This is a genomic window from Paenibacillus sp. p3-SID867, from assembly GCF_025142895.1.
In the GTDB taxonomy this organism is placed as follows: Bacteria; Bacillota; Bacilli; order Paenibacillales; family Paenibacillaceae; genus Paenibacillus_AQ.
In genome coordinates this window covers 424,062-445,745 of record NZ_JAMBDM010000002.1, presented here as the reverse complement: position 1 = coordinate 445,745, position 21,684 = coordinate 424,062, and the positions used below count along the sequence as shown (strand labels likewise).

Here is a 21,684-nt window from a genome sequence, read left to right as displayed (position 1 = left end):
TCATGGATAAATTTGTAGTTGTAGCCATTGGCGGTAATTCGTTAGTCAAGGATAATGGCCGCGAGTCGATTAAGGATCAATACGAAGCGGTATGTGAAATTGCAGCCAACATTGCGGACATGGTGCAAGCAGGCGTCAACGTGGTCGTTACCCACGGAAACGGGCCGCAGGTTGGATTCGAGCTGCGAAGGAGCGAGGTTGCTTCCGAGGTCATCGGCATGAATGCCGTTCCGCTGGTGAACTGCGTGGCGGACACGCAGGGCGGCATCGGCTACCAAATTCAACAGGCGTTAACGAATGAGTTTATCCAGCGTAACATCACGAAAAAAGTAGCGACCATCATTACACAGGTTGAGGTTAGCGAAGCCGACCGTAATTTCCGGGATCCATCCAAACCGGTGGGTTCTTTCTTCTCCCTGGAGCAAGCCGAGGAATTAAAACGCGAGCATCCCGAGTGGGTGATGATTGAGGATTCGGGCCGCGGATATCGAAGGGTTGTTCCTTCACCGGCTCCCATTGATATTGTCGAGAAGGATGCCATCCGTTCGCTGATCGAGTCCGGCTGTATCGTGATTGCCGTCGGCGGAGGAGGTATTCCTGTCATCAAGACGAAGGACCATACCTATGAAGGCATCGATGCGGTGATTGATAAGGACTTCGCCACAAGCTTATTGGCAGAGCAGGTAGATGCCAAAACGCTGATCATTACAACGGGCGTGCCCCAAGTATTCGTGAATTTCGGTACGCCGGATCAGAAGGCACTGGAGGAGGTCACCGTTGAAGAGATTAAACAGTATGTGAAAGAGGGGCATTTCCCGAAAGGCAGCATGCTCCCCAAAATTGAGGCGAGTCTTAATTTTCTAAAGAAACCCGGACGCCGAGTCATCATTACGAACCCGGAAAGCTTAAGCGATGCCATCAGGAAACAGGCGGGCACTCATATTGTGAGTTAATGGCGCAAGCTGGTGGCCAAAGAACCGCCAGAACAGCTATATCTACTTGGTTGAACATGGCCCGAGAGAGGATACTTTGAAAAAAGTGCCTCTCTCGGGTTTCTTTGCGATGATATTCGAATTTATCTATGGATATCGATGGTCATCAGGCACCGATATATTCTCTTAACACTGGGTCATATCTTGTATTTATATCAATATAATATACCAGTATTAACCAAATTCTATATTTGCGAGGTGTGCTATGAATTCCGTTTATATCACAAGTGTGGGAAAATTTCTCCCTGGTTCTCCGGTTAGTAACGATGAGATGGAAGATTATCTTGGCAAGATTGGAGGAAAGTCTTCCAAAACCAAACGACTTATTCTGGAGAAGAATCAAATTCGGTCCCGATATTATGCCATGGATAAAGAGCAAAAGAGTTTATATACCAACGCTGAGATGGCTTCTCTGGCCATTCAGGATGCTTTGGAACGAAACGGTAACGTTACCGATCAAGATATCGATTTCCTTGCGACAGGTACAACAAGAGCAGATTTGCTCCTGCCAGGGTTTGCGAGTATGGTGCATGCAGAGACTTGTTTACCCCCTATGGAAATTGCATCTCATTCCGGTTTATGCGCCAGCGGGATGCATGCACTCAAGAATGCGTATGTACATATAAAAGCTGGTGAGCATCGAGCAGCCATTGCCTGTTCCAGCGAGTTTTTGAGTCGCGAATTTAAACATACGAAATTTGAAGCACAGGGGATTTATAGCAATAACCGGGTGCCTTTTGACACGGATTTCTTACGGTTTATGCTTTCGGATGGGGCAGGAGCAACCGTATTGCAAAATGAGCCTTCCTCCAATGGACCATCACTGCGTATTGAATGGATCGATAACCAGTCTTATGCGAACCAATATGAGGTCTGTATGTATTCAGGCATGAGTAAAGAGAATGGAATTCCTTCCTGGCTGGACTATCCTTCCATTCATGAAGCAGCCGATCAAGGAGCTCTAAATCTAAAGCAGGATGTAAGGCTTGTCAATGAAATAACAAAGGTAGGCACCAATCGATTATTGGAGTTAGTGGAGGAAGGGAGAATTGACCCTGAGAGAATTGACTGGATGGTGTGCCATTATTCATCGCATTTTTTCAGAGATGAAATCTTCCGGTTACTGGAACTTGGCGGAGTGAGGATTCCGGAAGAAAAATGGTTTACGAATTTATATACGAAAGGGAACACGGGCGCAGCATCGATCTATATTATGCTTGAGGAGCTGATGAATGAAGGGCATCTCGCTGAGGGAGAGCAGGTATTGTGCATCGTTCCCGAAAGCGGTAGATTCCAGACCTCGATTATGCTGCTGAGCGTAGTGTAAACAGAAAGACGCCATCATCAGACGGCATCTTTAATTTCCCTCATATAAACAGCCATCATCACGTACATGAAAGATTCTTCTTTTCAATAATATAAAGAGGAAAAAACACCATGAATTCGAATATACTCTAGAAACTATACGAAGAGAGGGATACGCTAATGGATATGCAGACACTAGCAGAGAAAATGAGTGCCGGCGTGTTTAACGATATTCTGAAACGTGACTTTTCACAGGACATGATTTCTGAATTAGAACAGATGAACGTAGACCAATTGGAAAACAAATTGAAAGACATATTAGCAGTACCAATAGATATATCCAAGGAGAGGGTATTCGAATATCTTCAATTGTATTATTCGGCATCTTGGCAGAATCTCTTCAAGGAGCTGAACATGCCCCGTGCTTTAAGTCTTTTGGAAGTCGGTGCAGGCGATGTCATTTACATTCCCAAGGCTGTAGACGCCTATTCCCGTGAAGCGGGGTCCTATGTGACTGCCAATCTCAACAAGGATTTGACACAAAACTTTCAGGAGAAAACGAAAGGGATGGACATAAACATACAGGTTGTTGAGGACGATGCAGCAAATATTGGTCTATATTATCCTGAGTCTTCTTTTGACGTTGTCGCTTTTCATCACGCTATTAACGATATCATCCAGACCATTATCGCTGATCGTGAGGGCATGGATACCGTAAATCAAGATTGGTGGACAATAGAACCTTTAATGCTGCAAGCTGTTATGGATTATCACCGAAAAGGCATATTAAAGGATGCAGCATATCAAGCGTTTATCCAACTCATGGACACAAGCTGTAAACAGTTAAAGAGAGGAGGATACATGATATTCGATAACATTACTTATGCAGGATATGATGAAATGGGTTATTCCTCCGAATTTCACAACGACTATATACAACTGGCTAGAAGTTGGATCAGCGAAGCGAATTTAGGTCTGGAAGAGATCGAAGTCGATTCGTATGATAAGCAATGGTGGATGATACTGAGAAAAGTGTGATGAACCGCGCCTGGTTGAAAAAGGAAATGCTGCCGGCAATAATAGAATGGGGATCCAATTCCAAATCTATCTAATTGTCAGGAGTTGATACAGAAGTGAGTAAGCCGGTTATGCAGGTCGCTCTGGTCGTCGGACCGGATTGCGATATGGAGAGCCAAGCGGTAAGGGCGGCTCTGGAGTGTTTCGGGGTGCGCGTTTTTACATACTGGATCGGGAGGTCGAATGATCTGATCCCCGTCTTGTCAGGTGACGATGTATATGATGGCACCGATATGATCCTGTTGAATTTTCACGGGGATGAAGGCAGCTTGATCATGCCGGAGCTCGGCGAAGAGGTATATGAGGAAGAGGAGCCAAAGGGCGACTTCGGGGCCGATGAGATTCGGCGTTATGCGAAGCTGGACGGGAAGACGGTGATCGCGAATGGCTGCTCGTTGGGGGACCCAGCACTGGCTGAAGCTTTCCTGGAGCGGGGCTGCAAGATGTATATCGGGCCGGATGACTATCCGGACGGCAACGATGCGCTGATGTTCGTTCTGCGGCTGTTCTATGAGATCGTTCAGCAGGGCAGGGACGTAAAGGAAGCCTTTGCGCAAGCTGTAGCGATGAGTGATGAACTATCGATGTACCGTTTGTATGAACGATAGCAGTCATAGATAAAGATTCCACACCCCTGCTCATGTCTAGCAGGGGTGTGTGCAAGTATAAGTACGATCGACCACCTCTAGTATCTGGATTACCCGTTCTATCCATTCTTCTCCTCGAAATACTCCTGATACTGACTTGGCGTGACGTGGGCGTATTTTTTGAAGATGCTTATAAAATACTTGTAGTCGCTAAATCCGATATCCTGCGCGATGGTATAAACTTTGTTATTGCCTGACTTCAGTAATTCGATCGATTTCTGGATCCGATAACGATTGAGAAATTCATTAAACGTATAGCTGGTCTCTGCCTTGAATTTCTGGTTCAGGTAATAGGCGCTTAAGCCGATCTCCTCCACGAGATCATGAATGCTGATTTTCTTGGCATAATTCTCCTGTACATAGGCGATCATTTTGGCCACGTATTTCGAGGTTTTGGTTTCCTTCTCCAGAAACTTGCTGTTTAGAATCTCTTCTTTTTCCTGCGGATGGTTCGAGATCACTTCATATTTGCGGATTAAATCCACTTTAGCTTTGGCCGATTCGAGTGCCGCGACCAGCTGCTCGTCCTCTAGGGGCTTTACCAGAAACTCGCTCACGCCTAACTGGAGCGCCTGCTGCGCAAGGTGGAATTCATTATAACCGGAGATAATAATGCTGCTGAAGGTATGCTGCTTGAGGCCTTCCCGAATCATCGAGATGCCATCCATGATCGGCATGGTGATGTCGGTTATAACGATATCCGGCTTGAGCTCGCAGATCTTCTCGTAACCATCCTGACCATTCAGCCCTTCCTCAATGACGATGCAATCGTATTGAACCCAATCGATGCTGAACCGGATGCCCCTGCGAATCATATCCTCATCTTCGACCAGCAGTACTTTAAACATGATATCCACTCCATTCGTAAGGAATTGTTAGTGCCACGCAGGTGCCTTTTCCTTGCGCGCTGTCAATGTGGATGCCGGATTCTTCACCATATAGGAGAACTAAACGACGGTGAACGTTATACAGCCCGATATGCTGCGTCGTGTTGGTCTGGCTTTGCAAAATCTGATTCACTTCCTGCAGTCTCTCTTTACTCATGCCTTGCCCGTTGTCGCGAACCTCGAGAATGAGCTTGCCGGTAGAGGTGTAGATGTTAATCTCGATCAGCACATCACTTTGATTCTCATAGCCATATTTGATAGCGTTTTCGATAATCGGCTGCAGCAGAAGCTTGGGGACGTATACATCCAGTGTTTCCTCCGCTACGGTAATCCGATATTCCAGCCGATCATTGAACCGAATTTGCTGCAGCTTTAGATAATCCCGCACATAATTCATGTCATTCTTCAGTTGAACATTGCGATCATGTCCGATGCTGTACCTTAGCAAGCGGGATAGAATCAGCACGATGTCCTGAGCCTGATTGGCGTCGATCTTAATGGCATAGCGCAGGGTTTCCAGAACATTAAAAATAAAATGCGGATGGAACTGCGATTGCAGCTGCTTCACCTCAATAATGGTGCGAAGCTCCGACAGCTCTTTATTTTTCTCGATCAATTCTTTCAACCGATCCAGCATCACATTGTACTCATCGCCCAGAATTTGAAACTCGTCATTCGTCTGAATATCGACATAGCCATTGAAGTTTCCTTCGCGCAGCTGTGCCAAGGCATGAATTAATTTATCGATGGATTCGGAATTTCGTGTCGACATTTTGTTCGCCAGGAACTGGATCAACACCCACAGCAGCAGGCTGGCCGCAAGGACAAAGAAAGACACCGTATAATAGGTGTATTGCTCCGATTTATAGGAGTTCAGCGTAATGACTTGAATCGGTGTGTCAGGGATTCGTTTGGCATACATATAATACTTGCCTTCGTTCAGCAGAACATGTCCCCTGTTATCGAGCTTGGGACTAAATTTGTTGAGAACGCCTTTGGTTACATTGCTGGTCGTGGCAATGATGGTGTTATGTTCATCCGTGATCATGGCAATCTCATTATTTTGTTCGAAAATCATCTTCTGAATGTCGGATTCGTACAGCTGATAGATGATATAGCCTATCGTTCGCTTGTCCTTCACGATGGCTTTGCCAAACGTGTAGCTCGTATCGCGGTCATGCGAATAGCGGAAGCTGTTCATTTCGGTAAGCGTGTCGCCGGGCCGCTGATCGATCCGATGAATGAGATTGCCGAAGGCAAAATTGGAATACAGTGCATCCGCCGGGGCGGAGCTTGCCAGAAAGACCCCGTCCGTATTGACGATATGAAAAATACTCTTGACCTTCTGCCGGTTGTTGAAATCATAGAAGGCAGAGTACACTTGTTCGCTGCCCAGATGCGAGCTTACATAATTGATCACGGTGGGAGAACCGGCCATCCGGTGAATCTCCTCGTCGTACTGCTGATACATGCCGGATATGGACTGACTGATGGACTGGGCGGCTTCGGTCGTTTTTTGGGTTAGGTTCATTCTGCCGTTAATAATCGTGAACACCAAAAACAATATGATTAAGATGGAGAACGGGATCATCGTATAGATTCGAAATAAATGACGGGTTGATTCCTTGAAGTTGCGATAATGTGTTGGTTTCATGCTGCCCTCCATCTGCGTTAAGGCCCTCGATCCTATTATACTGACTGGTGGTAACCGCAGATAATCCAAATACATCCAAGCCGGCCTTCATGCTGCAGGTGCCGACTTGGATGTAGTCTTTTGTTATGAATTCTTCACATTACATGGAAACTTCCTTTTGTCCGGAGAGCTTCAGGAAGACGAGCAGCGACACGACCGTAATGACGGTAAGAATGGTTGACAGCGCTGCCGCTACGCCGTAGTTCCCGCGGATGACCTCGGTGTAGATGGCAACCGTTACGGTCTTGGTTTTGCCTGTATACAGAATGATCGAAGTGCTTAGTTCGGTTATGATGGTAATCCAGCTTAAGATCGCGCCTGAGACGACGCCTGCCAGCATCATTGGAAGCGTGATCTTGAAGAACGTCTTCATCTGGGAAGCGCCCAGACTGATCGCCGCTTCCTCGATCCCATCGTTAATCTGATGCAGAATGGCCGCGCTGGATCGAATCGTATAAGGCAGCCGCCGGATGACAAACGAAATGATCATGATGACGGCTGTTCCGCTTAGCGCAAGCGGCTTATTGTTGAACGTGATCAATAGAGCAATCCCGAGTATGGAGCCCGGAACGATATACGGGAACATGGTGAAGATATCCAGCGTATTCGTTAATGCATTCTTTCTTCGAACGGTTACGTAAGCAATCAGTATCGCTAACAGAATGATGGCGACCAGCGACACGATGGCCAGAAAGAACGTGTTCAGAATGACGCCGCCAATATTACTGAAAGCATCTTGATAGCTTTGGAGCGAGAACCCTTCAACGAAGATTCTGCCGTTGGATTTCAGGAACGAAGTATAGATGACATAGAGCTGCGGCAGCAGCGCGATTAACGTATACAGATAGATAACCGCATGAGCCGCGATATTGCCAATGCCCTTCTTCTTCTTGGCTTCGATCGGATGCAGTGCACTCATCGTAAAGGATTTGCGATTGGCTACGAATTTTTGCAGCAGGAATATCGTGGTGGCGAACAGAACGACAATGACGCTGATTGCCGCCGCAAAGCCGTCATCGCCGCCGACCTCGCTGATGAACTCGTTAAAGATCAGCACAGGCACGGTCTTGTATCCCTCACCGATCAGCATCGGCGTACCAAAATCGGCAAGCGCACGCATGAAGACGAGCAGGCCGCCTGCCAGCAGGGTTGGCGTAATGAGCGGGAGGAGCACTTTGCGCATTTTGCCTAAGCCTGTATAACCCATGCTCTCGGCTGCTTCCATCAACGATTGATCCATATTCTTCAGTGCGCCTGATACATACATGAAGATCAGAGGAACCATCTGCAAGGTTAGGACCACCAAGATCCCCGTAAATCCGTAGATATCCGGCATCGTAATGCCGAATGTGCTGCTAACGAATTTCGTAATGACGCCGCTTCTGCCCAGCAGCAGGATCCAGGAGTAAGCGCCAATGAAAGGAGCCGACATCGAGGAGATCAGAATCATGACCCGGATGGCCGAACTGCCTTTAATCTTCACCGTTGCCATGATGTAGGCCAGCGGCGTTGCGATAATGGCGGCAAGCAAGGTTACGCTGACGGTGACTTTCACGCTGTTGAACAGCGCGTTTAAATAATAGGGCTTACTGAAAAACTTCGTGAAATAGGCGAGGGAAAAATCGCCTGTCGTTCCGTTGTACACACTCTTGAACAGCATCGTAAACAAAGGCAGAGCGAGAAAAAGAATGTAGAACACAAAGATCAGTAACGAAATGTTGGTCCAGACGTCAAATCGTTTGCGCGACTCTCTCATAGCCGAGCGCCCCTAGTATAGTTCAGTTCGCCTGCCGCATCATACACATTGATCTTCTCTTTTTTCACTTTAAGATAGATGACTTGGCCAGGCTCGAGGATCTGTGACGTTTTCGATTCCTGCGTGATCTCCACGCGTTGACCGGACGACAAGTCCACAAAATAATGGGTGTTCTGCCCCAAAAATACGCTGTGCACAATGGTTGCTTTCATGCCGGTTTGGTCCTCGGTTAGAATGAACTCTTCCGGCCGAACCGAGGTTTGAACGTTAAGTGTATCAGCCTTGGCATCGGATTTCGGAACCTCGATGTTAGACAGCTCTTCCATATAACCGGAGCCGAAGTGCAGGACATAGCTGTCTGCCAATTTGGTTAATGTACCGCCAAGAATGTTGGTACGGCCGATAAAGGTTGCAACGAATACGTTTGCAGGACGCTGGTAAATCTCCTGTGGCGTTCCGAGATGCTGAATCACGCCGGATTTCATGACCGCGATGCGGTCGGATACCGCCATGGCTTCCTCCTGATCGTGCGTAACGTAGACGGTGGTAATCCCGACTTCTCGCTGAATGTCTTTAATGGCGTTACGCATGTCGACCCGAAGCTTGGCATCCAGGTTGGATAGAGGCTCATCCATCAGCAGGACATCCGGGCGGATAACGATCGCTCTGGCTAGCGCAACGCGCTGCTGCTGGCCGCCGGACAGATTCTTCGGCATACGATCTTTATAAGGCTCAATCTGAACGACCTTTAAGATGTCATCCACTTTGGCGTTAATCTCCGCTTTGGATAATTTTCGATTCTCCAGTCCGAACGCGATGTTTCCTTTGACGGTTAAGTGAGGGAAGATCGCATAGCTCTGAAAGACCATCCCGATATTCCGCTTGCCCGGTTCCACCTGGTTAATAACGCGCTCGTTAAAATGAATGGTTCCGCCTTCAATGCTGTTGAAGCCGGCGATCATGCGCAGCAGGGTCGTCTTGCCGCACCCGGAAGGCCCGAGAAGGGTGAAGAATTCACCCTTTTTAATCTCCAGGGACAGCTCGGGAATGACGGTTGTGTCGCCGTATTTTTTGATTAAGTCTTGAATGGTTATGGTTACGCTCATGGTTGTCACCTGATTCTATAGTTTATTTAACGCTAGTGAACAAATCGACATAACGCTCAACGATCTCGGATTTATGCTCGCTGACATAGTCTGTGTCTTCATCAATCATGTGGATCTCTTCATAAGGCTTCATGTGATCCCCAAGCTTCGTACCCTGGCGGAGCGGACGGTTCGTTAATTGCGTGCCGAATGCATCCTGCGCTTCCTGAGACAGAATGAAGTCGATGAATTTCTTGGCGTTGTCCATATGCGGCGCATCTTTGATAATGGCAGATCCCGCATCCAGGAATACAGCGCCTTCTTTTGGATATACGATTTCTACCGGAGCGCCGTTCTTTACATAGGTGCTGGAAGGGTCTTCATAGGTAAGCCCGACCACATATTCACCGTCTGCCACGCTTTTGTGAACAGCACCGGAACCGCTCGCGATTTTGCCGTCCAGGTTCTCGATCAGTTGACCGACGTAGTTCCAGCCTTGTTCATTCTCATAATCGCCACCCATCGCTTTCAGCATATTGGATAACTGGGCGAAAGCGGAGCTTGAGCTTGCCGGATCAGCGGAAGCAATCTTCCCTTTGAGCTGCGGGTTCAACAAATCCGCATAACCTTCGATTTTGATGTCGCCGATCAGATTTTTGTTCACGAGCAGCACGCTGCCATCCGAGATATAAGGAGTAGCGAAGCCCGACGTATTGCGGTGACCTTCCATTAAGTTCTTGTCTTCAGGTGATACGTAAGGCTCGTATAAAGCTTCATTTTCACGGAAACCGGCCATAGAACCGCCGAACATCACGTCAGCGTAAGGGTTTTGCTTCTCGGACTGTAAGCGCTTAATAATTTCGCCGGTACCAGCCGTTACAAGCTCAACCGTAATCCCGGTCTGCTTCTCGAACATCGGGATGATGGTCTTGATGATCTCCTCGCTATTCGGACTGTAGATGACGAGTTTATTAGACGAAGCCGAGTCGGACTCGCTGCTTCCGCAACCGCTTAGCGTCCCCATAATCAACACGCAGGTTAACAGTAAAATCGACAGCTTTTTCATGTATAATCCCCCTTGAACAAAGTTCATTTCGTAATTGCATGTTCATTGTAGCAAGCTTGGTACCGTTTACATAATCCCATAATCCGCAAACATCGTCTAAAATACGCAACCTATTTTGGAGTAGAAAGAGATCTGGGTCGATATACTTTTAAAGAATTCTTTTAGACTCTTTAGGGCAAGATATGGTTTGGAACAACGTCTGGCAAGATGGAGCTGTTCCTATCACAATGTTGAGGGAGTGAGATGGATGGCTAATAAAAACGATCGTAATCAAAAGGTTGATTCTGACCGCGACACGACCAACATGGATATTGAAGCTGGAGAAGCTTTAGGAACAGCTGGCGGCGGCGTCGTGGGTGCTGCTGTAGGTTCCGTTCTGGGTCCAATCGGCACGATTGCCGGCGGTATCGCAGGCGCAGCATTGGGAAACAAAGCTGGCGACGCTGTAGACAATGACGACAACGATTCAAAATAAACGGCGTTAACACTACCATCTGTACGAATACAAAATAAGAGGACCCAAGGAAAATAGGTGCCCTCGATAATTTGAGCTGTTTTGTAGATAAGAACCGCGCTCTCGCGCGGTTCTTTAATTTTACGTATAGGTTCAATGTAGTGGAAAATTTCAACTTCCTTTACTTGACATATCACTACACGATGTAGTAGGTTATAATCACTACATCGTGTAGTGATTAAGTTCGTTATGGACGCATAACGACGTAAAGAGGTGTTCACCGTGAACCAGGTTCAAAAATTATCGGATACCGAAATGGAGCTAATGGAGGTGATTTGGGAGTGTACGCCGCCTGTAACATCCACCGAATTACTCGCTCTGTTTGCCCAGAGAGGAAGAGAATGGAAGGCACAGACCATTTCCACCTTCCTATCGCGTTTGGTGGACAAAGGGGCACTCACGGCTACGAGGGATGGGCGGACCAATAGATATACGCCTCGTATTTCGCCTGAAGATTATAAGCTTATGGAAACGCAGCATGTTCTGGACGGATTATATCAAGGCTCGGTTAAAAATCTAATTTCAGCTTTGTATGACGGCGAAAAGCTTTCAGATAAAGATATTGCAGAGCTGAAGCAATGGTTTTCGCAAAAGTAGGGGGGCTTATGAATACGATTCTTGAAGTGCTGTTTACCCTTACCGCTGCTGGAAGTGCCGTCGTAGCCAGCATGCTTGTCCTGCGGATCGTATCCGTCAATGCCTTTCCTACAAAGTGGCGTTATGGAATGAACAAAATGGCAATAGGCTTTTATCTTTTACCCGTAGTCCTTGGTATTCAGTGGATCTCGCCGCTTTTTACATTCAATGCAACAGCAACCGTTCCCATCGTGAACGAGTTGCCTTCTACTGTGCAGCATGCGCTGCCCGGTTCATACTTAGGGATTCATCCGGAGCCGCTCATCCGAGATCAGACCATATCAGCAAACATAGCACTTCCCCTGATTGTCCTATGGGCAGTCGGCGCTATAGCTTTTGCTGCATGGCAGATGTATTGTTATCGCAGATTTTTAAAGAAACTAGAACATACACGTACCACCGTTCCGACAAGCAGCGAAGCTGCCAAACAGCTCTCCTTCATCAAGGAAGCCCTTGGTGTGAAAAGCAATGTCAGGCTTGCCTACAGCTCCATCATTCGGAGTCCTGTTCTTGTCGGCCTATGGAAACCAACCATTTATCTCCCTATAGAGAATACCGTTAACGTGGACATGGTGATCCGACATGAGTTGATCCATCTGAAACGGAAAGATTTATGGGTCAAAGCATTCACGCTCGGAGCAAGCGCCTTACATTGGTTTAACCCTTTGGTGCACATTCTTCGCAAGGACATTCATATATGGAGCGAGCTGTCTTGTGATGAAGAAGTCGTAAAAGAGATGTCCCATGCCGAGCGAAAACGCTATGGGGAGACGATTTTAAGCGTCATGGCAGGATCAAGGAATTTACCCGTGCAATTTTGTGCCTCCTTATCCGGTGACGGCAAACAATTAAAGAGGAGACTAATGATGATGCTGAATGTAAAGAAACAAAAAAAGAAAACGATGTATCTCACGATAACAGCGGTGTTTTTGGTTGCTGCAATTAGCACATCCGCAGCGGCATGGGCTTCTAACCATACGCCCAAAGTCATTGGAAATGAGGAGAGTCATGCTGAAGCTCAACCACAAGAAGCGGCCCCTAGGCCGGTACCTTCTGAAGCCGTCGTTGAGAATGAAGGAAACCATGTTGTAGCTCAGGCAGAAGAAGCTCGTCTCGTGGCTGTCGCTGAAGGAAGCAATGTCGTGGATTATCCCCAAGAGGCTCGTCCTGTAGCTGTCGTTGAGAATGAAGGAAATGATGTTGTTGATTATCCAACAGAAGCTCGTCCTGTGGCTGAAGTTAAGAATGAAGGAAGCACTGTTGTAGCTCCTCCAACAGAAGCTCGTCCTGTACCTGTTGTTGAGCATGAAGGAAACAACATTGTAACTCCTCCACAAGAAGCTCGTCTTGTAGATGATCCACACGAGCTCCCCCAGGTAGTTCCATCACGGTAAGATTTATAACGCCTGAAGAACTTGCCGAGTATAATTTTTGATAAATAAGAAACCGTCATTTTTTACAAAAAGCACTGTCATTAGGGCAGTGCTTTTTTTGTGGTTTGTACACTACTTATCAATAAGATGGGTTGATAAAACTAAAGAAGAGGCGAACCCTCTTGTTCACTTCATACATAATGGCATCTGATAGCATCAGTAGTTGTAGCTGTATAAGCCCGCCTATGGTACGATATGAAGGATTCGCAAGCGACCTAGCTAGCAAATCATGCGATCATAGACAAGGGATTGGGGATAACATCTTGAAGACGTTTAAGAAAGTTTACATAGAAATCACGAGCATCTGTAATCTGGCCTGCACGTTCTGCCCGCCGACAGAGCGTAAGGCCAACTTCATTAAGGTGGGAGACTTTGCGAGAAGATTGGATGAGATCAAGCCGCATACGAGTTACATTTATCTGCATGTGAAGGGAGAACCGCTGCTTCATCCGAAGATCGATGAGCTGCTGGATATCAGCCATGAAAAAGGGTTCAAGGTCAACATTACGACCAACGGAACGTTGATCGCGAAGAACCGGCATAAGCTGCTGGGCAAGCCGGCTTTGAGACAGATGAACTTCTCGCTTCACAGTTTTGACGGTCACGAGGGCTCCACGAATCGGGAGGGATATTTGCGGGAGATTCTTTCCTTTGTTCGTGCTGCCGAGGAGCATAAAGTCATCTTCTCGTTCCGTTTGTGGAATCTGACCCAGGACAACCAAACGAACCTAGAGAAGAGCCGCAATCGCCAGACACTCGAAATTTTGGAGCAGGAATTCAATTTGGACTACCGCATCGAGGAAAAGGTTGAACCCGGCGGTGGCGTAAGGGTAGCCGAACGCGTCTACCTGAACCAGGATTATGAGTTTCAGTGGCCAAGTCTGACAGCCCCGGAGGATGAAGGCAAAGGCTTCTGCCATGCGCTTCGCAGCCAGGCGGCCATTCTGGTAGACGGGACGGTCGTGCCGTGCTGCCTGGATGGGGAAGGGGTCATCAACTTGGGCAATATCCATCAGAAGTCATTCTCGGAGATCGTTGACGGGGAGCGGGCGAACAATCTTGTAGATGGATTTTCACGCCGGGAAGCTGTTGAGGAGCTATGCAGAAAATGCGGGTATCGGCAGCGGTTTGGGGCATAACTGGAACTGGATATAAAGACGTAGTGTAAGTTTAGAAAATAGGAACAGTGCCGTCATAAAAAACGATCCATAATATAATTGGATCGTTTTTTGTGTAATTATTTAGTTTATTATGGGTTTTTCGCATATTCACCTTATAATTGGATAAACATGATTTTTCAAGCTGGAGTTACCCTTTGAATTACTTAATAGCGGAATTCGGGGAGGCAATATATATGAATAACAACCGTGATCATGAACGGGAAGAACTTGAGAACAAACTAAGGAAAGAGTATGAAAAAAATGCACTTTTAAATTTCTCACAATCCATTGGAAAAACATTGATTGGTCATCAAACAGGATGCTTAACTACGATGATAGCAATATTTATCATATTCCTAATTTTCTTCTTGAATAAGTAAAATCAATGTCCAAAGGAAGGTGAGTTGAATGAAATTTTGCGGTAGATAATAGCCGAAACAAGAGGCGGAGAAAAATTCCGCTTCTTTTTTTATACTAATGTATGGTATCGTTATATGTTATGACGTAAAGGAACGGCTTGTGGAGACTCTATATGAGATGCCCCATGTTACGTGATGAGACAATATAGGTATTCACCTTAAAGGAGACCCCATGACATTTCAAGATTTAAATATATCCCCCGTGATTCTCAAGGCTTTAGCAAAGGAGAATTACAAGACGCCAACGCCTATTCAGGCTCAGGCGATCCCGGCTGTGTTGGCCGGCAGAGATTTGCTGGGCTGCGCGCAGACCGGAACAGGGAAGACCGCCGCTTTTTCGGTGCCGATGATTCAGCTGTTGAACGAACAGCCCCCTAAACCGGGGATGGCGCGCCGTATTCGCGCGTTGGTATTGTCGCCGACACGGGAGCTTGCCCTGCAAATTTCGGATAACGTGAAAGCCTACAGTCAGTTCACAAAGCTGCGTTCGACGGCCATTGTTGGCGGCGTTTCGCAAAAAACACAGGAGCGGGCGCTTCAGCAAGGAGCGGACATCCTCATTGCTACGCCAGGCAGACTTCTGGATCTCATGAATCAGAAGCGTGTCGATCTGCAGCATGTGGAGATTCTGGTGCTGGATGAGGCCGACCGGATGCTTGATATGGGCTTTATTCATGACGTAAAACGAATTATCGCCAAAATGCCGAGCAAAAGACAAACGCTGTTCTTCTCGGCTACGATGCCTGCGGAGATTACCCAGCTTGTCAAAACCTTATTGCAAAACCCTATAAAAGTAGAGATTACGCCGGTTTCATCAACGGCCGAACGGATCAAGCAATCGGTGTACCTGCTGGAAACAGGAAATAAGCAGAAGCAGCTGAATGAGCTGATGAAGGACCCATCCATCGTGTCGGCCCTGGTCTTCACACGTACAAAGCGCGGGGCTGACCGGGTTGTGCGTGACCTGACGAAGGTGAACATCTCGGCACAAGCCATTCACGGGAATAAATCGCAGGTCAGCCGCCAGACGGCACTCAAAAATTTCAAAAGCGGGGAGACCCGGGTTCTGGTGGCTACGGATATTGCGGCGCGAGGCATTGATATCGACGAGCTGTCGCATGTCATTAACTTTAACCTTCCGAACATTCCGGAAACGTACGTTCACCGGATTGGCCGGACGGGGCGTGCGGGACTGAGCGGAACGGCGATATCGTTCTGCGAAGTGGACGAGGTGCCTTTTCTCCGGGATATCGAGAAGTTAATCGGCAAGTCCATTCCCGAAGTGAAGGATCATGCCTTCCCGATGTCGGGATCATTAAGAGCCGCCAAGGTAGACAGATCGCCGAAATCGGGCTCGGCCAAGCCCGGCAGAGCCAAATCAGCAGCAGTTAGACCAACTGCTAAACCGAAGGCCGATGCCACCCGTAAGCCAAAGACCGACATGGCTCGTAAACCGAAATCAGACGCGGCTCGCCATTCGAGCGCGAATTCGGCACGTAACCCGAAGGCGGAAGCTGTTCTTAATCCGTATTCAGAGATGGCACGTAAGTTCAAAGCGGAAGCGGTTCATAACCCTAAGGATGGTCAAGCCCGTAAGCGCAAGTCCGGTGGATTCAATAAGGGAAGCAAGACCGGCAGACCCCAGTAAGAGGAAAGGATGCGTAGGCGTTCCCTGCATCCCTGACAATCATCCTAAACTTAAGAAGCACCCTGTTCCACTCGTGATGTGGAAGGGTGCTTTTTTTTCGGAATGGAATGGGAGTTACGTGCTCTTTCTCCCTGCCAGAAACAGGAACAGTGGAATTCTGCGCCTGCGCTCATAGGTTTCCTCGTTTATGAAATGTTCTCGCACGGGACTGGATTCCCTAAGCTGCTCCACGATAAAGCCGGCTTTCTGCATCGCCCTGAAATAATCCTCGACGGTTCGATGGTACTTGTGAACGGTACCGCCGAGCCATTGCTGCTCCCGGTAGCCTTCGATGAAGTAGTTGTCCACCACCCAATTCGTTCTGGTACCGGACGGTTGAAGCGTGGAGGTAATGACGGGATGCTCGACGGAGAAGACAAACCTGCCGCTTGGCTTCAAGCTCTGATAAATGCACTGAAAGACGGGCTCGATATCCTGCAGATAATGAATAGCGAGCCTGGAGAGCACCAGATCATAGGAATCGCGGGGATATGTAAAGTCTTCGAGCCTCGTGTGTACAACGGTTCCGTTGCAGCCGGCGAGATTGTTCGAAGCGGCTTTCACCATATTACGGGAACCCTCGATTCCTACATATGATGCACATCCCTTTTCCAGCAATTCCACCCCAAAGCCAGCATCGCCGCAACCCAGGTCTAATACAAGCTGGTCTGAGACATCTCCCAGCAGCTGCCAGATGACGGGCTTCTCCAATGTATCGTTGGCGTTCTCCTGCCCTTGCCGTCGCTGCATGTAGTTCTCGAAATTCGTATCGTTGTCATAAAAATCGGATCCGTTATAGCTCATAGGCACCTCCTGCTTGGAATGATCCTTACACTCGATATTTCAGAAGATCAGCCAACCGTGCTAATCCACCTAACACAGCCGTCTGCAAAATCCGGGGCGGTCCCGCGAGGTACCCATCCATAACTCTCCAAGCGGCACCAAGCCATAAGGGGTTCGACGGAATCCCCTTGTTGTTAAGTTTGCCTTCACATTCCAATTTGTGAACAAGCTCAAACATGTTCCAATGTTGTCCCGGAGGGCGAATCTCATGCAGGGCAATCAGTCGGTCTTTGCTAACATTCCAGAATTGGTGAATCTGAGTCGGAAGGATGCGGGCCTGCCCCCCTTGCTCAACGATCGTCTCTTCTCCGTCAATCACAAATCGCATAAGCCCCTCTTGTACAGTAAATGTTTCTTGCAGAACCGGATGCCAATGCGGGCCGTTCATCGGACCTTGCTTAACAATCGTATGTTGTACCAAGAGATAGTCTCCTTGGTCGTCTGTGCCGCTGTCGAGTAAAGATACGGTTCGACCATCAGGATGAACAAGGGTTTTTCCGGTCACATGACTCACCTCAATCCGTTATTTTGGATAATAGGGATGTTTTTCCTTATGGTTCATTATAACGGAACGTTCCTCCCGGAATAATACTCAGGCCATGATTTAAGATATAAAATATCGTGCCGATATGAATCCACGCGAAGAATGTAATTATCAGACGACGTCAATGGGCACCAAGGAGCAGCCTCTCTCATATGGTACATGAGCGGACATTTTTATTGAGGGGGTTACTTCCGAATGTACGGAAATTACTATCAAGTATCAGGGCCGATGACCAGGCAGAGAGTCTCCATGCAGCAAGCTCAAGAAATCGCACTTGCCCGTGTGCCTGGTCAAATCGTTCATATCGATATGGATCTGGAGCACGGCGTATTGGTTTATGAAATATTTATTCTGACATCCGACAACAGATTGTTTGAAGTCGAAATTCTCGCAAAATCGGGAAGAATCTTAAAGGTGGAGGAAGAAGACGACGCGGATTAAGGTTGTATTAGGCTGGAAAAAGCAAATAACCGAGTGAGACATGGAGAAGCCCTCGTTTCGCTCGGTTTTTTATCTGTGGGATGTTAAGTTTCGGTTGCTTCACCACGTCCTGACATCGCGTGATTTCCATCATGGAGAAGTGGGATGATCATTAAGAATCCAACGAGAAAACATGCGCCAGCCAAAGCGTATATGGAGGTTAGGGACATGGCCTGCTTCAATAGACCGGAGCATCCCATTGTGATCAGCATGGCTCCGGTCATGAGTGGCGTGCGCAAGCCGGTAACCCGACCGATATAGGCTTGTTCCGTTTGCTGCATGACCAAGGCGTGGTTCCCGATAAAAATAGCCGGCTGCAGCAGCGCAATCAGGAATTGCGAGAGCATGGTCAGCCAGAGGATCGTCGAAAGACCCAGCAGGAGAATACCTGCGCCGTTCACGATCAGCCCCATGATCAGTAACCTTCCGGGAGCGATTCGGGATGCGAGCATAAACGTTACGATTCCACCCAGGATTTCGCCTACACCGTAAGGGATAGTAATCCACTGCAAGTCCTGAGCGGACAAGCCTAAGCGTTCGGTCACCAAAAATACGCTGAGCGGGGAGATCAACCCCACCCCAAGACCCACAACCATGAAGCAGAGGCTTAGCCGCAGCAGGTCTCTTTTGAATAGAACATAACGAACGCCGTCGGCCATATCTTGAATGATGGAGGGAGCTGCTACTGTGTTTATGGATGTCTCTTGGTCTTTAGGCACAAACAGCATGGATAGGGCGGATAACATAAACAATCCGCTCGTTAACACGAGGGCAGACGATATGCCCCATTGCTGAAATACCCATGTGCCCAGAATCGGACCGATGATCATGAAGAGAGAGAACAGCGTTTGCAGCAGCGACATGCCAATGGAAGCATCCTCGTCCGGTACATGGATTTTGAACAGCTTCATGCCGGAGGGCTGGGCGAACTGCGACAGAATGGAGGAGCATAAGGTGGCGAAGAATACGGCGCCCCACGAGCCGGATTCCAGCATCAGAAACACGATGAAGACGGAGCAGGCACTGAGTATCTCACACCAGACGATGGTTGCTTTGGGACGCCAACGGTCGGCGAATACACCGCCTATGAACGCAAACAGAAAGATCGGTCCATATTCGGCGACGGAAATCATGGAAATGGCAAAAGCATCCCCGCCTGTCATGTCCATGACATACAGCAGAACGGCAAAATTTCGGATCCATATTCCGAGCTGGGAGCATACATTGGAAATCAAGATCGCTCGGACGAATCCGTTGCGTAGTATACGGATGGAGCTTGGCATGGTGATAGTCCTCCTTACAGAATCAATTGCTGGAACCTATTTTGCGGTCTCCTGTAAGGTGAGAGTCAATGGTCAACCGACACCAGTATCGTGTAAAGTAAGAAATAGGCTGTTAGAGGAGGGATTTCATGTTTATCGTCAACGTGGAAGGGGCCGTCTGCAAGGACGGGCAATGGCTGATGATCACGCGCAGCATGAAGGAAGAGCATGCGGGCGGAACACTCTCGTTGCCGGGAGGCAAAGTCGACAGGGAGGGGCACACGCTGGATATTCTGGAGCGCACGGTGAAGCGGGAGCTTTACGAAGAAGTTGACGTCGAGGTGAAGGAGAACGTCACGTACGTCTACAGCTCCTCTTTTGTAACGGACGATGGCTGTCCTGTCATCAACATGGTGTTTTTGTGCGAGTACGATAAGGGGACGCCTTACAGCAAGAGCCCGGACGAGGTTGAGTCGGTACAGTGGATGACGCTGTCCGAAATCATGAATCATCCGAAGGCACCGCCGTGGACGAAGGAGAGTGTGCAAAGAGCGGAGGAGGCACGGCCCAAGCTAACTTAAGTATTTTTCTATGGAATGAAGAATCCAACGAATTGGCGGTGTGGTAATGAGCAACCTGTTGCAGGTCAGAGTCACCGGAATTTTGATTGAAGACGAACGTATTTTGCTGGTCAAACAGAGCGTTTCGGCAGAACGTGGCTGGTCGCTTCCCGGAGGAAGGGTAGAGCAGGGGGAGACCCTGGAAGAAGCCATGGTTCGGGAAATGGTAGAGGAAACCGGACTGACCACCAAAGTGAAGAAACTCCTGTACCTATGTGATAAACCAGATTCATCGCCCTCCCTGTTACATATTACTTTTTTGCTGGAACGCTTAGAGGGTGAGATCCGACTCCCATCGAACGAGTTTGATTCCAATCCCATAGGTGATGTGGTTTTGATCCCAATCGCAGATTTAACAAGCTACGGGTTCACCGAGAAGTTTATGACGATCGTTCAGCACGGATTTCCGGAGTCCGGAAGCTATCAAGGGCTCAAGGGTAATATTGGATTGTAAAGGAGGCACTGTTTCATGAAAAACGTATTTATTGTGCGGCATTGCAAAGCGGAGGGACAAGCTGCCGACGCTCCGTTAACCGGGCAGGGTATTCAGCAAGCGCTTGAACTTGCGGAGTTTCTCTCGGATAAAGGGATTGATTATATTGTTTCGAGCCCTTACCGTAGAGCCTGCGATACGATAAAACCCTTAGCGAATCTCATTGGCGTGGAAGTCGTGATGGATGAGAGATTAACGGAGAGAATTCTATCGGGTCGCAATGAGCCTGCTTGGCGGGAGATGCTTCGCCGAACTTACGATGATTTGGATATGTGTTATGAAGGCGGGGAATCAAGTCGTACAGCCATGCACCGCGCCGTTCGTGTGGTGGAGGAGATCCAGCAGAGCTCCAGCCAGAATGCTGTCATCGTGTCGCACGGCAACCTGATCTCGCTTCTGCTGAAGCATTACGACAACCGAATTGGATTCAGGGAGTGGGAGGGCTTGTCCAATCCTGATGTATACCGTCTTAGCTTTCTGCAAGATGTACCTGGCATACAACGAATATGGACCTCATGAAGGCTTGAAACAACTTATGTAAAAAAGAATTCATAAGCATTTATTCCCTATATTTGACGACAGGTCGTCCCCTATAATGGAGTTGCACAGATATTCAGCTTGCTCGCCTTGAGGATTTCAATTCTCATAACAAAGAATAAACGCAATAAGGACAAACTGTGTGCATTGCATGGGTTCGCAACAACATTAGAGAGATTATGAAATAAAGGGGATACGAAACATGGCCAAAACAAAACGGGGCCGCGCACTCTGGAGTATGCCATCACGTGGCCGCGGCACATGCCCGGTATGCAGTACTTCTCGCATCAAGCTCCTCTACGTCGCCAACAAGTCGGACGGCACGGCGCTGAAGGTATGCAAGAGATGCCAGAATGCCGATCAGTCCAGAGTCGACGCTGCTGTCGTGTAAGACGCGGTTCGTCGGTTAACTGCATGTGAATACGAAACTTGAGAAACGATAGTCATGCAGCAGCCCGCTCCTTTATAACAATGGAGCGGGCTATTTTCATGTTCTGTGAAGTTCGGGCGTTACTGAAGGTTTACTTTGAATTTCGGATGGGATAATA

23 protein-coding genes are annotated in these 21,684 nt (G+C 48.1%); 15 read left to right on the top strand and 8 right to left on the bottom strand.

Features of this window, described 5'->3' with window-relative positions; all coding sequences use genetic code 11:
- Window positions 1-2 precede the first annotated feature (2 nt).
- The 4 genes from M4D81_RS05315 to M4D81_RS05300 all read left to right on the top strand — a co-directional run bounded on the left by M4D81_RS05315 (window position 3) and on the right by M4D81_RS05300 (window position 3,982).
- The gene (locus M4D81_RS05315) at window positions 3-953 is read left to right on the top strand and encodes a carbamate kinase family protein (protein ID WP_260064856.1); all 951 of its coding nucleotides are present in this window, start codon (window positions 3-5) and stop codon (window positions 951-953) included.
- A gap of 244 nt (window positions 954-1,197) precedes the next feature.
- Window positions 1,198-2,319 (top strand): beta-ketoacyl-ACP synthase III, encoded by a 1,122-nt coding sequence (locus M4D81_RS05310; protein ID WP_260064855.1) that lies wholly within the window; start codon window positions 1,198-1,200, stop codon window positions 2,317-2,319.
- Between the two features lie 158 nt (window positions 2,320-2,477).
- Window positions 2,478-3,335, top strand: coding sequence for a class I SAM-dependent methyltransferase (locus M4D81_RS05305; RefSeq protein WP_260064853.1), 858 nt, complete (start codon window positions 2,478-2,480; stop codon window positions 3,333-3,335).
- A gap of 95 nt (window positions 3,336-3,430) precedes the next feature.
- Window positions 3,431-3,982 carry a delta-aminolevulinic acid dehydratase gene (locus tag M4D81_RS05300; RefSeq protein WP_260064852.1) on the top strand — a complete coding sequence of 184 codons (552 nt, stop codon included), beginning with the start codon at window positions 3,431-3,433 and terminating at the stop codon, window positions 3,980-3,982.
- A 98-nt stretch (window positions 3,983-4,080) separates the two neighbouring features.
- Here the strand turns inward: M4D81_RS05300 and M4D81_RS05295 are convergent, their stop codons facing one another.
- The 5 genes from M4D81_RS05295 to M4D81_RS05275 form a co-directional block, all read right to left on the bottom strand.
- Complete coding sequence (locus M4D81_RS05295) at window positions 4,081-4,869, bottom strand: response regulator transcription factor (RefSeq protein WP_260064851.1); 789 nt, start codon at window positions 4,867-4,869, stop codon at window positions 4,081-4,083.
- Entirely contained in the window at window positions 4,862-6,562 is a 1,701-nt protein-coding gene (locus M4D81_RS05290; RefSeq protein ID WP_260064849.1) for a sensor histidine kinase, read from the bottom strand. Before M4D81_RS05290 ends, M4D81_RS05295 begins: the two co-directional genes overlap by 8 nt.
- 139 nt (window positions 6,563-6,701) lie before the next feature.
- Window positions 6,702-8,357: an ABC transporter permease gene (locus M4D81_RS05285; protein WP_260064847.1), complete on the bottom strand. Its 1,656-nt coding sequence runs from the start codon at window positions 8,355-8,357 to the stop codon at window positions 6,702-6,704.
- Entirely contained in the window at window positions 8,354-9,463 is a 1,110-nt protein-coding gene (locus M4D81_RS05280; protein WP_260064845.1) for an ABC transporter ATP-binding protein, read from the bottom strand. The genes M4D81_RS05285 and M4D81_RS05280 overlap by 4 nt, the downstream gene beginning before the upstream one ends.
- A 22-nt stretch (window positions 9,464-9,485) precedes the next feature.
- On the bottom strand, window positions 9,486-10,508 hold the full coding sequence (locus tag M4D81_RS05275; protein ID WP_260064842.1) for an ABC transporter substrate-binding protein: 1,023 nt from the start codon (window positions 10,506-10,508) through the stop codon (window positions 9,486-9,488).
- Between the two features lie 247 nt (window positions 10,509-10,755).
- Here M4D81_RS05275 and M4D81_RS05270 point away from each other — a divergent pair, with 247 nt between their 5' ends.
- The 6 genes from M4D81_RS05270 to M4D81_RS05245 all read left to right on the top strand — a co-directional run bounded on the left by M4D81_RS05270 (window position 10,756) and on the right by M4D81_RS05245 (window position 16,318).
- Window positions 10,756-10,983 (top strand): glycine zipper domain-containing protein, encoded by a 228-nt coding sequence (locus M4D81_RS05270; protein WP_071221351.1) that lies wholly within the window; start codon window positions 10,756-10,758, stop codon window positions 10,981-10,983.
- Between the two features lie 261 nt (window positions 10,984-11,244).
- On the top strand, window positions 11,245-11,619 hold the full coding sequence (locus M4D81_RS05265; RefSeq protein WP_260064839.1) for a BlaI/MecI/CopY family transcriptional regulator: 375 nt from the start codon (window positions 11,245-11,247) through the stop codon (window positions 11,617-11,619).
- Window positions 11,620-11,627: 8 nt separating this feature from the next.
- Window positions 11,628-13,052, top strand: coding sequence for a M56 family metallopeptidase (locus tag M4D81_RS05260; protein WP_260064838.1), 1,425 nt, complete (start codon window positions 11,628-11,630; stop codon window positions 13,050-13,052).
- Between the two features lie 302 nt (window positions 13,053-13,354).
- Window positions 13,355-14,230 carry a radical SAM/SPASM domain-containing protein gene (locus M4D81_RS05255; RefSeq protein WP_260064837.1) on the top strand — a complete coding sequence of 292 codons (876 nt, stop codon included), beginning with the start codon at window positions 13,355-13,357 and terminating at the stop codon, window positions 14,228-14,230.
- Between the two features lie 215 nt (window positions 14,231-14,445).
- On the top strand, window positions 14,446-14,631 hold the full coding sequence (locus M4D81_RS05250) for a hypothetical protein (protein WP_260064836.1): 186 nt from the start codon (window positions 14,446-14,448) through the stop codon (window positions 14,629-14,631).
- A gap of 211 nt (window positions 14,632-14,842) precedes the next feature.
- Window positions 14,843-16,318, top strand: a complete 1,476-nt coding sequence (locus M4D81_RS05245; RefSeq protein ID WP_260064835.1) for a DEAD/DEAH box helicase — start codon at window positions 14,843-14,845, stop codon at window positions 16,316-16,318.
- A gap of 114 nt (window positions 16,319-16,432) precedes the next feature.
- On the opposite strand, the gene M4D81_RS05240 is transcribed toward M4D81_RS05245, so the two are convergent.
- Together M4D81_RS05240 and M4D81_RS05235 are read right to left on the bottom strand one after the other, a co-directional pair.
- A complete protein-coding gene (locus M4D81_RS05240; protein ID WP_260064833.1) occupies window positions 16,433-17,161 on the bottom strand; it encodes a class I SAM-dependent DNA methyltransferase in 729 nt (242 codons plus the stop codon).
- A gap of 25 nt (window positions 17,162-17,186) precedes the next feature.
- Complete coding sequence (locus M4D81_RS05235) at window positions 17,187-17,705, bottom strand: cupin domain-containing protein (protein ID WP_260064831.1); 519 nt, start codon at window positions 17,703-17,705, stop codon at window positions 17,187-17,189.
- Window positions 17,706-17,939: 234 nt separating this feature from the next.
- Here M4D81_RS05235 and M4D81_RS05230 point away from each other — a divergent pair, with 234 nt between their 5' ends.
- The gene (locus M4D81_RS05230) at window positions 17,940-18,185 is read left to right on the top strand and encodes a PepSY domain-containing protein (protein WP_071221344.1); all 246 of its coding nucleotides are present in this window, start codon (window positions 17,940-17,942) and stop codon (window positions 18,183-18,185) included.
- 83 nt (window positions 18,186-18,268) lie between these two features.
- Here M4D81_RS05230 and M4D81_RS05225 read toward each other — a convergent pair whose 3' ends face one another.
- A complete protein-coding gene (locus tag M4D81_RS05225; protein ID WP_260064829.1) occupies window positions 18,269-19,507 on the bottom strand; it encodes an MFS transporter in 1,239 nt (412 codons plus the stop codon).
- Between the two features lie 128 nt (window positions 19,508-19,635).
- On the opposite strand from M4D81_RS05225, the gene M4D81_RS05220 reads away from it, so the two are divergent.
- The 4 genes from M4D81_RS05220 to M4D81_RS05205 all read left to right on the top strand — a co-directional run bounded on the left by M4D81_RS05220 (window position 19,636) and on the right by M4D81_RS05205 (window position 21,527).
- On the top strand, window positions 19,636-20,067 hold the full coding sequence (locus M4D81_RS05220) for an NUDIX hydrolase (RefSeq protein WP_260064827.1): 432 nt from the start codon (window positions 19,636-19,638) through the stop codon (window positions 20,065-20,067).
- A 46-nt stretch (window positions 20,068-20,113) separates the two neighbouring features.
- Window positions 20,114-20,560, top strand: coding sequence for an NUDIX hydrolase (locus M4D81_RS05215; RefSeq protein ID WP_260064825.1), 447 nt, complete (start codon window positions 20,114-20,116; stop codon window positions 20,558-20,560).
- Between the two features lie 15 nt (window positions 20,561-20,575).
- Window positions 20,576-21,118 (top strand): histidine phosphatase family protein, encoded by a 543-nt coding sequence (locus M4D81_RS05210; protein WP_071221341.1) that lies wholly within the window; start codon window positions 20,576-20,578, stop codon window positions 21,116-21,118.
- A gap of 220 nt (window positions 21,119-21,338) precedes the next feature.
- Window positions 21,339-21,527: a hypothetical protein gene (locus M4D81_RS05205; protein WP_074961888.1), complete on the top strand. Its 189-nt coding sequence runs from the start codon at window positions 21,339-21,341 to the stop codon at window positions 21,525-21,527.
- Window positions 21,528-21,684 lie beyond the last annotated feature (157 nt).

Bases quoted from the DNA above. Each gene is read 5' to 3' on its own strand.
- M4D81_RS05315 (WP_260064856.1), top strand. From the start codon at position 3: ATGGATAAATTTGTAGTTGTAGCCATTGGCGGTAATTCGTTAGTCAAG.
- M4D81_RS05310 (WP_260064855.1), top strand. From the start codon at position 1,198: ATGAATTCCGTTTATATCACAAGTGTGGGAAAATTTCTCCCTGGTTCT.
- M4D81_RS05305 (WP_260064853.1), top strand. From the start codon at position 2,478: ATGGATATGCAGACACTAGCAGAGAAAATGAGTGCCGGCGTGTTTAAC.
- M4D81_RS05295 (WP_260064851.1), bottom strand. From the start codon at position 4,869: ATGTTTAAAGTACTGCTGGTCGAAGATGAGGATATGATTCGCAGGGGC.
- M4D81_RS05290 (WP_260064849.1), bottom strand. From the start codon at position 6,562: ATGAAACCAACACATTATCGCAACTTCAAGGAATCAACCCGTCATTTA.
- M4D81_RS05285 (WP_260064847.1), bottom strand. From the start codon at position 8,357: ATGAGAGAGTCGCGCAAACGATTTGACGTCTGGACCAACATTTCGTTA.
- M4D81_RS05280 (WP_260064845.1), bottom strand. From the start codon at position 9,463: ATGAGCGTAACCATAACCATTCAAGACTTAATCAAAAAATACGGCGAC.
- M4D81_RS05275 (WP_260064842.1), bottom strand. From the start codon at position 10,508: ATGAAAAAGCTGTCGATTTTACTGTTAACCTGCGTGTTGATTATGGGG.
- M4D81_RS05270 (WP_071221351.1), top strand. From the start codon at position 10,756: ATGGCTAATAAAAACGATCGTAATCAAAAGGTTGATTCTGACCGCGAC.
- M4D81_RS05260 (WP_260064838.1), top strand. From the start codon at position 11,628: ATGAATACGATTCTTGAAGTGCTGTTTACCCTTACCGCTGCTGGAAGT.
- M4D81_RS05250 (WP_260064836.1), top strand. From the start codon at position 14,446: ATGAATAACAACCGTGATCATGAACGGGAAGAACTTGAGAACAAACTA.
- M4D81_RS05245 (WP_260064835.1), top strand. From the start codon at position 14,843: ATGACATTTCAAGATTTAAATATATCCCCCGTGATTCTCAAGGCTTTA.
- M4D81_RS05240 (WP_260064833.1), bottom strand. From the start codon at position 17,161: ATGAGCTATAACGGATCCGATTTTTATGACAACGATACGAATTTCGAG.
- M4D81_RS05230 (WP_071221344.1), top strand. From the start codon at position 17,940: ATGTACGGAAATTACTATCAAGTATCAGGGCCGATGACCAGGCAGAGA.
- M4D81_RS05225 (WP_260064829.1), bottom strand. From the start codon at position 19,507: ATGCCAAGCTCCATCCGTATACTACGCAACGGATTCGTCCGAGCGATC.
- M4D81_RS05220 (WP_260064827.1), top strand. From the start codon at position 19,636: ATGTTTATCGTCAACGTGGAAGGGGCCGTCTGCAAGGACGGGCAATGG.
- M4D81_RS05215 (WP_260064825.1), top strand. From the start codon at position 20,114: ATGAGCAACCTGTTGCAGGTCAGAGTCACCGGAATTTTGATTGAAGAC.
- M4D81_RS05210 (WP_071221341.1), top strand. From the start codon at position 20,576: ATGAAAAACGTATTTATTGTGCGGCATTGCAAAGCGGAGGGACAAGCT.
- M4D81_RS05205 (WP_074961888.1), top strand. From the start codon at position 21,339: ATGGCCAAAACAAAACGGGGCCGCGCACTCTGGAGTATGCCATCACGT.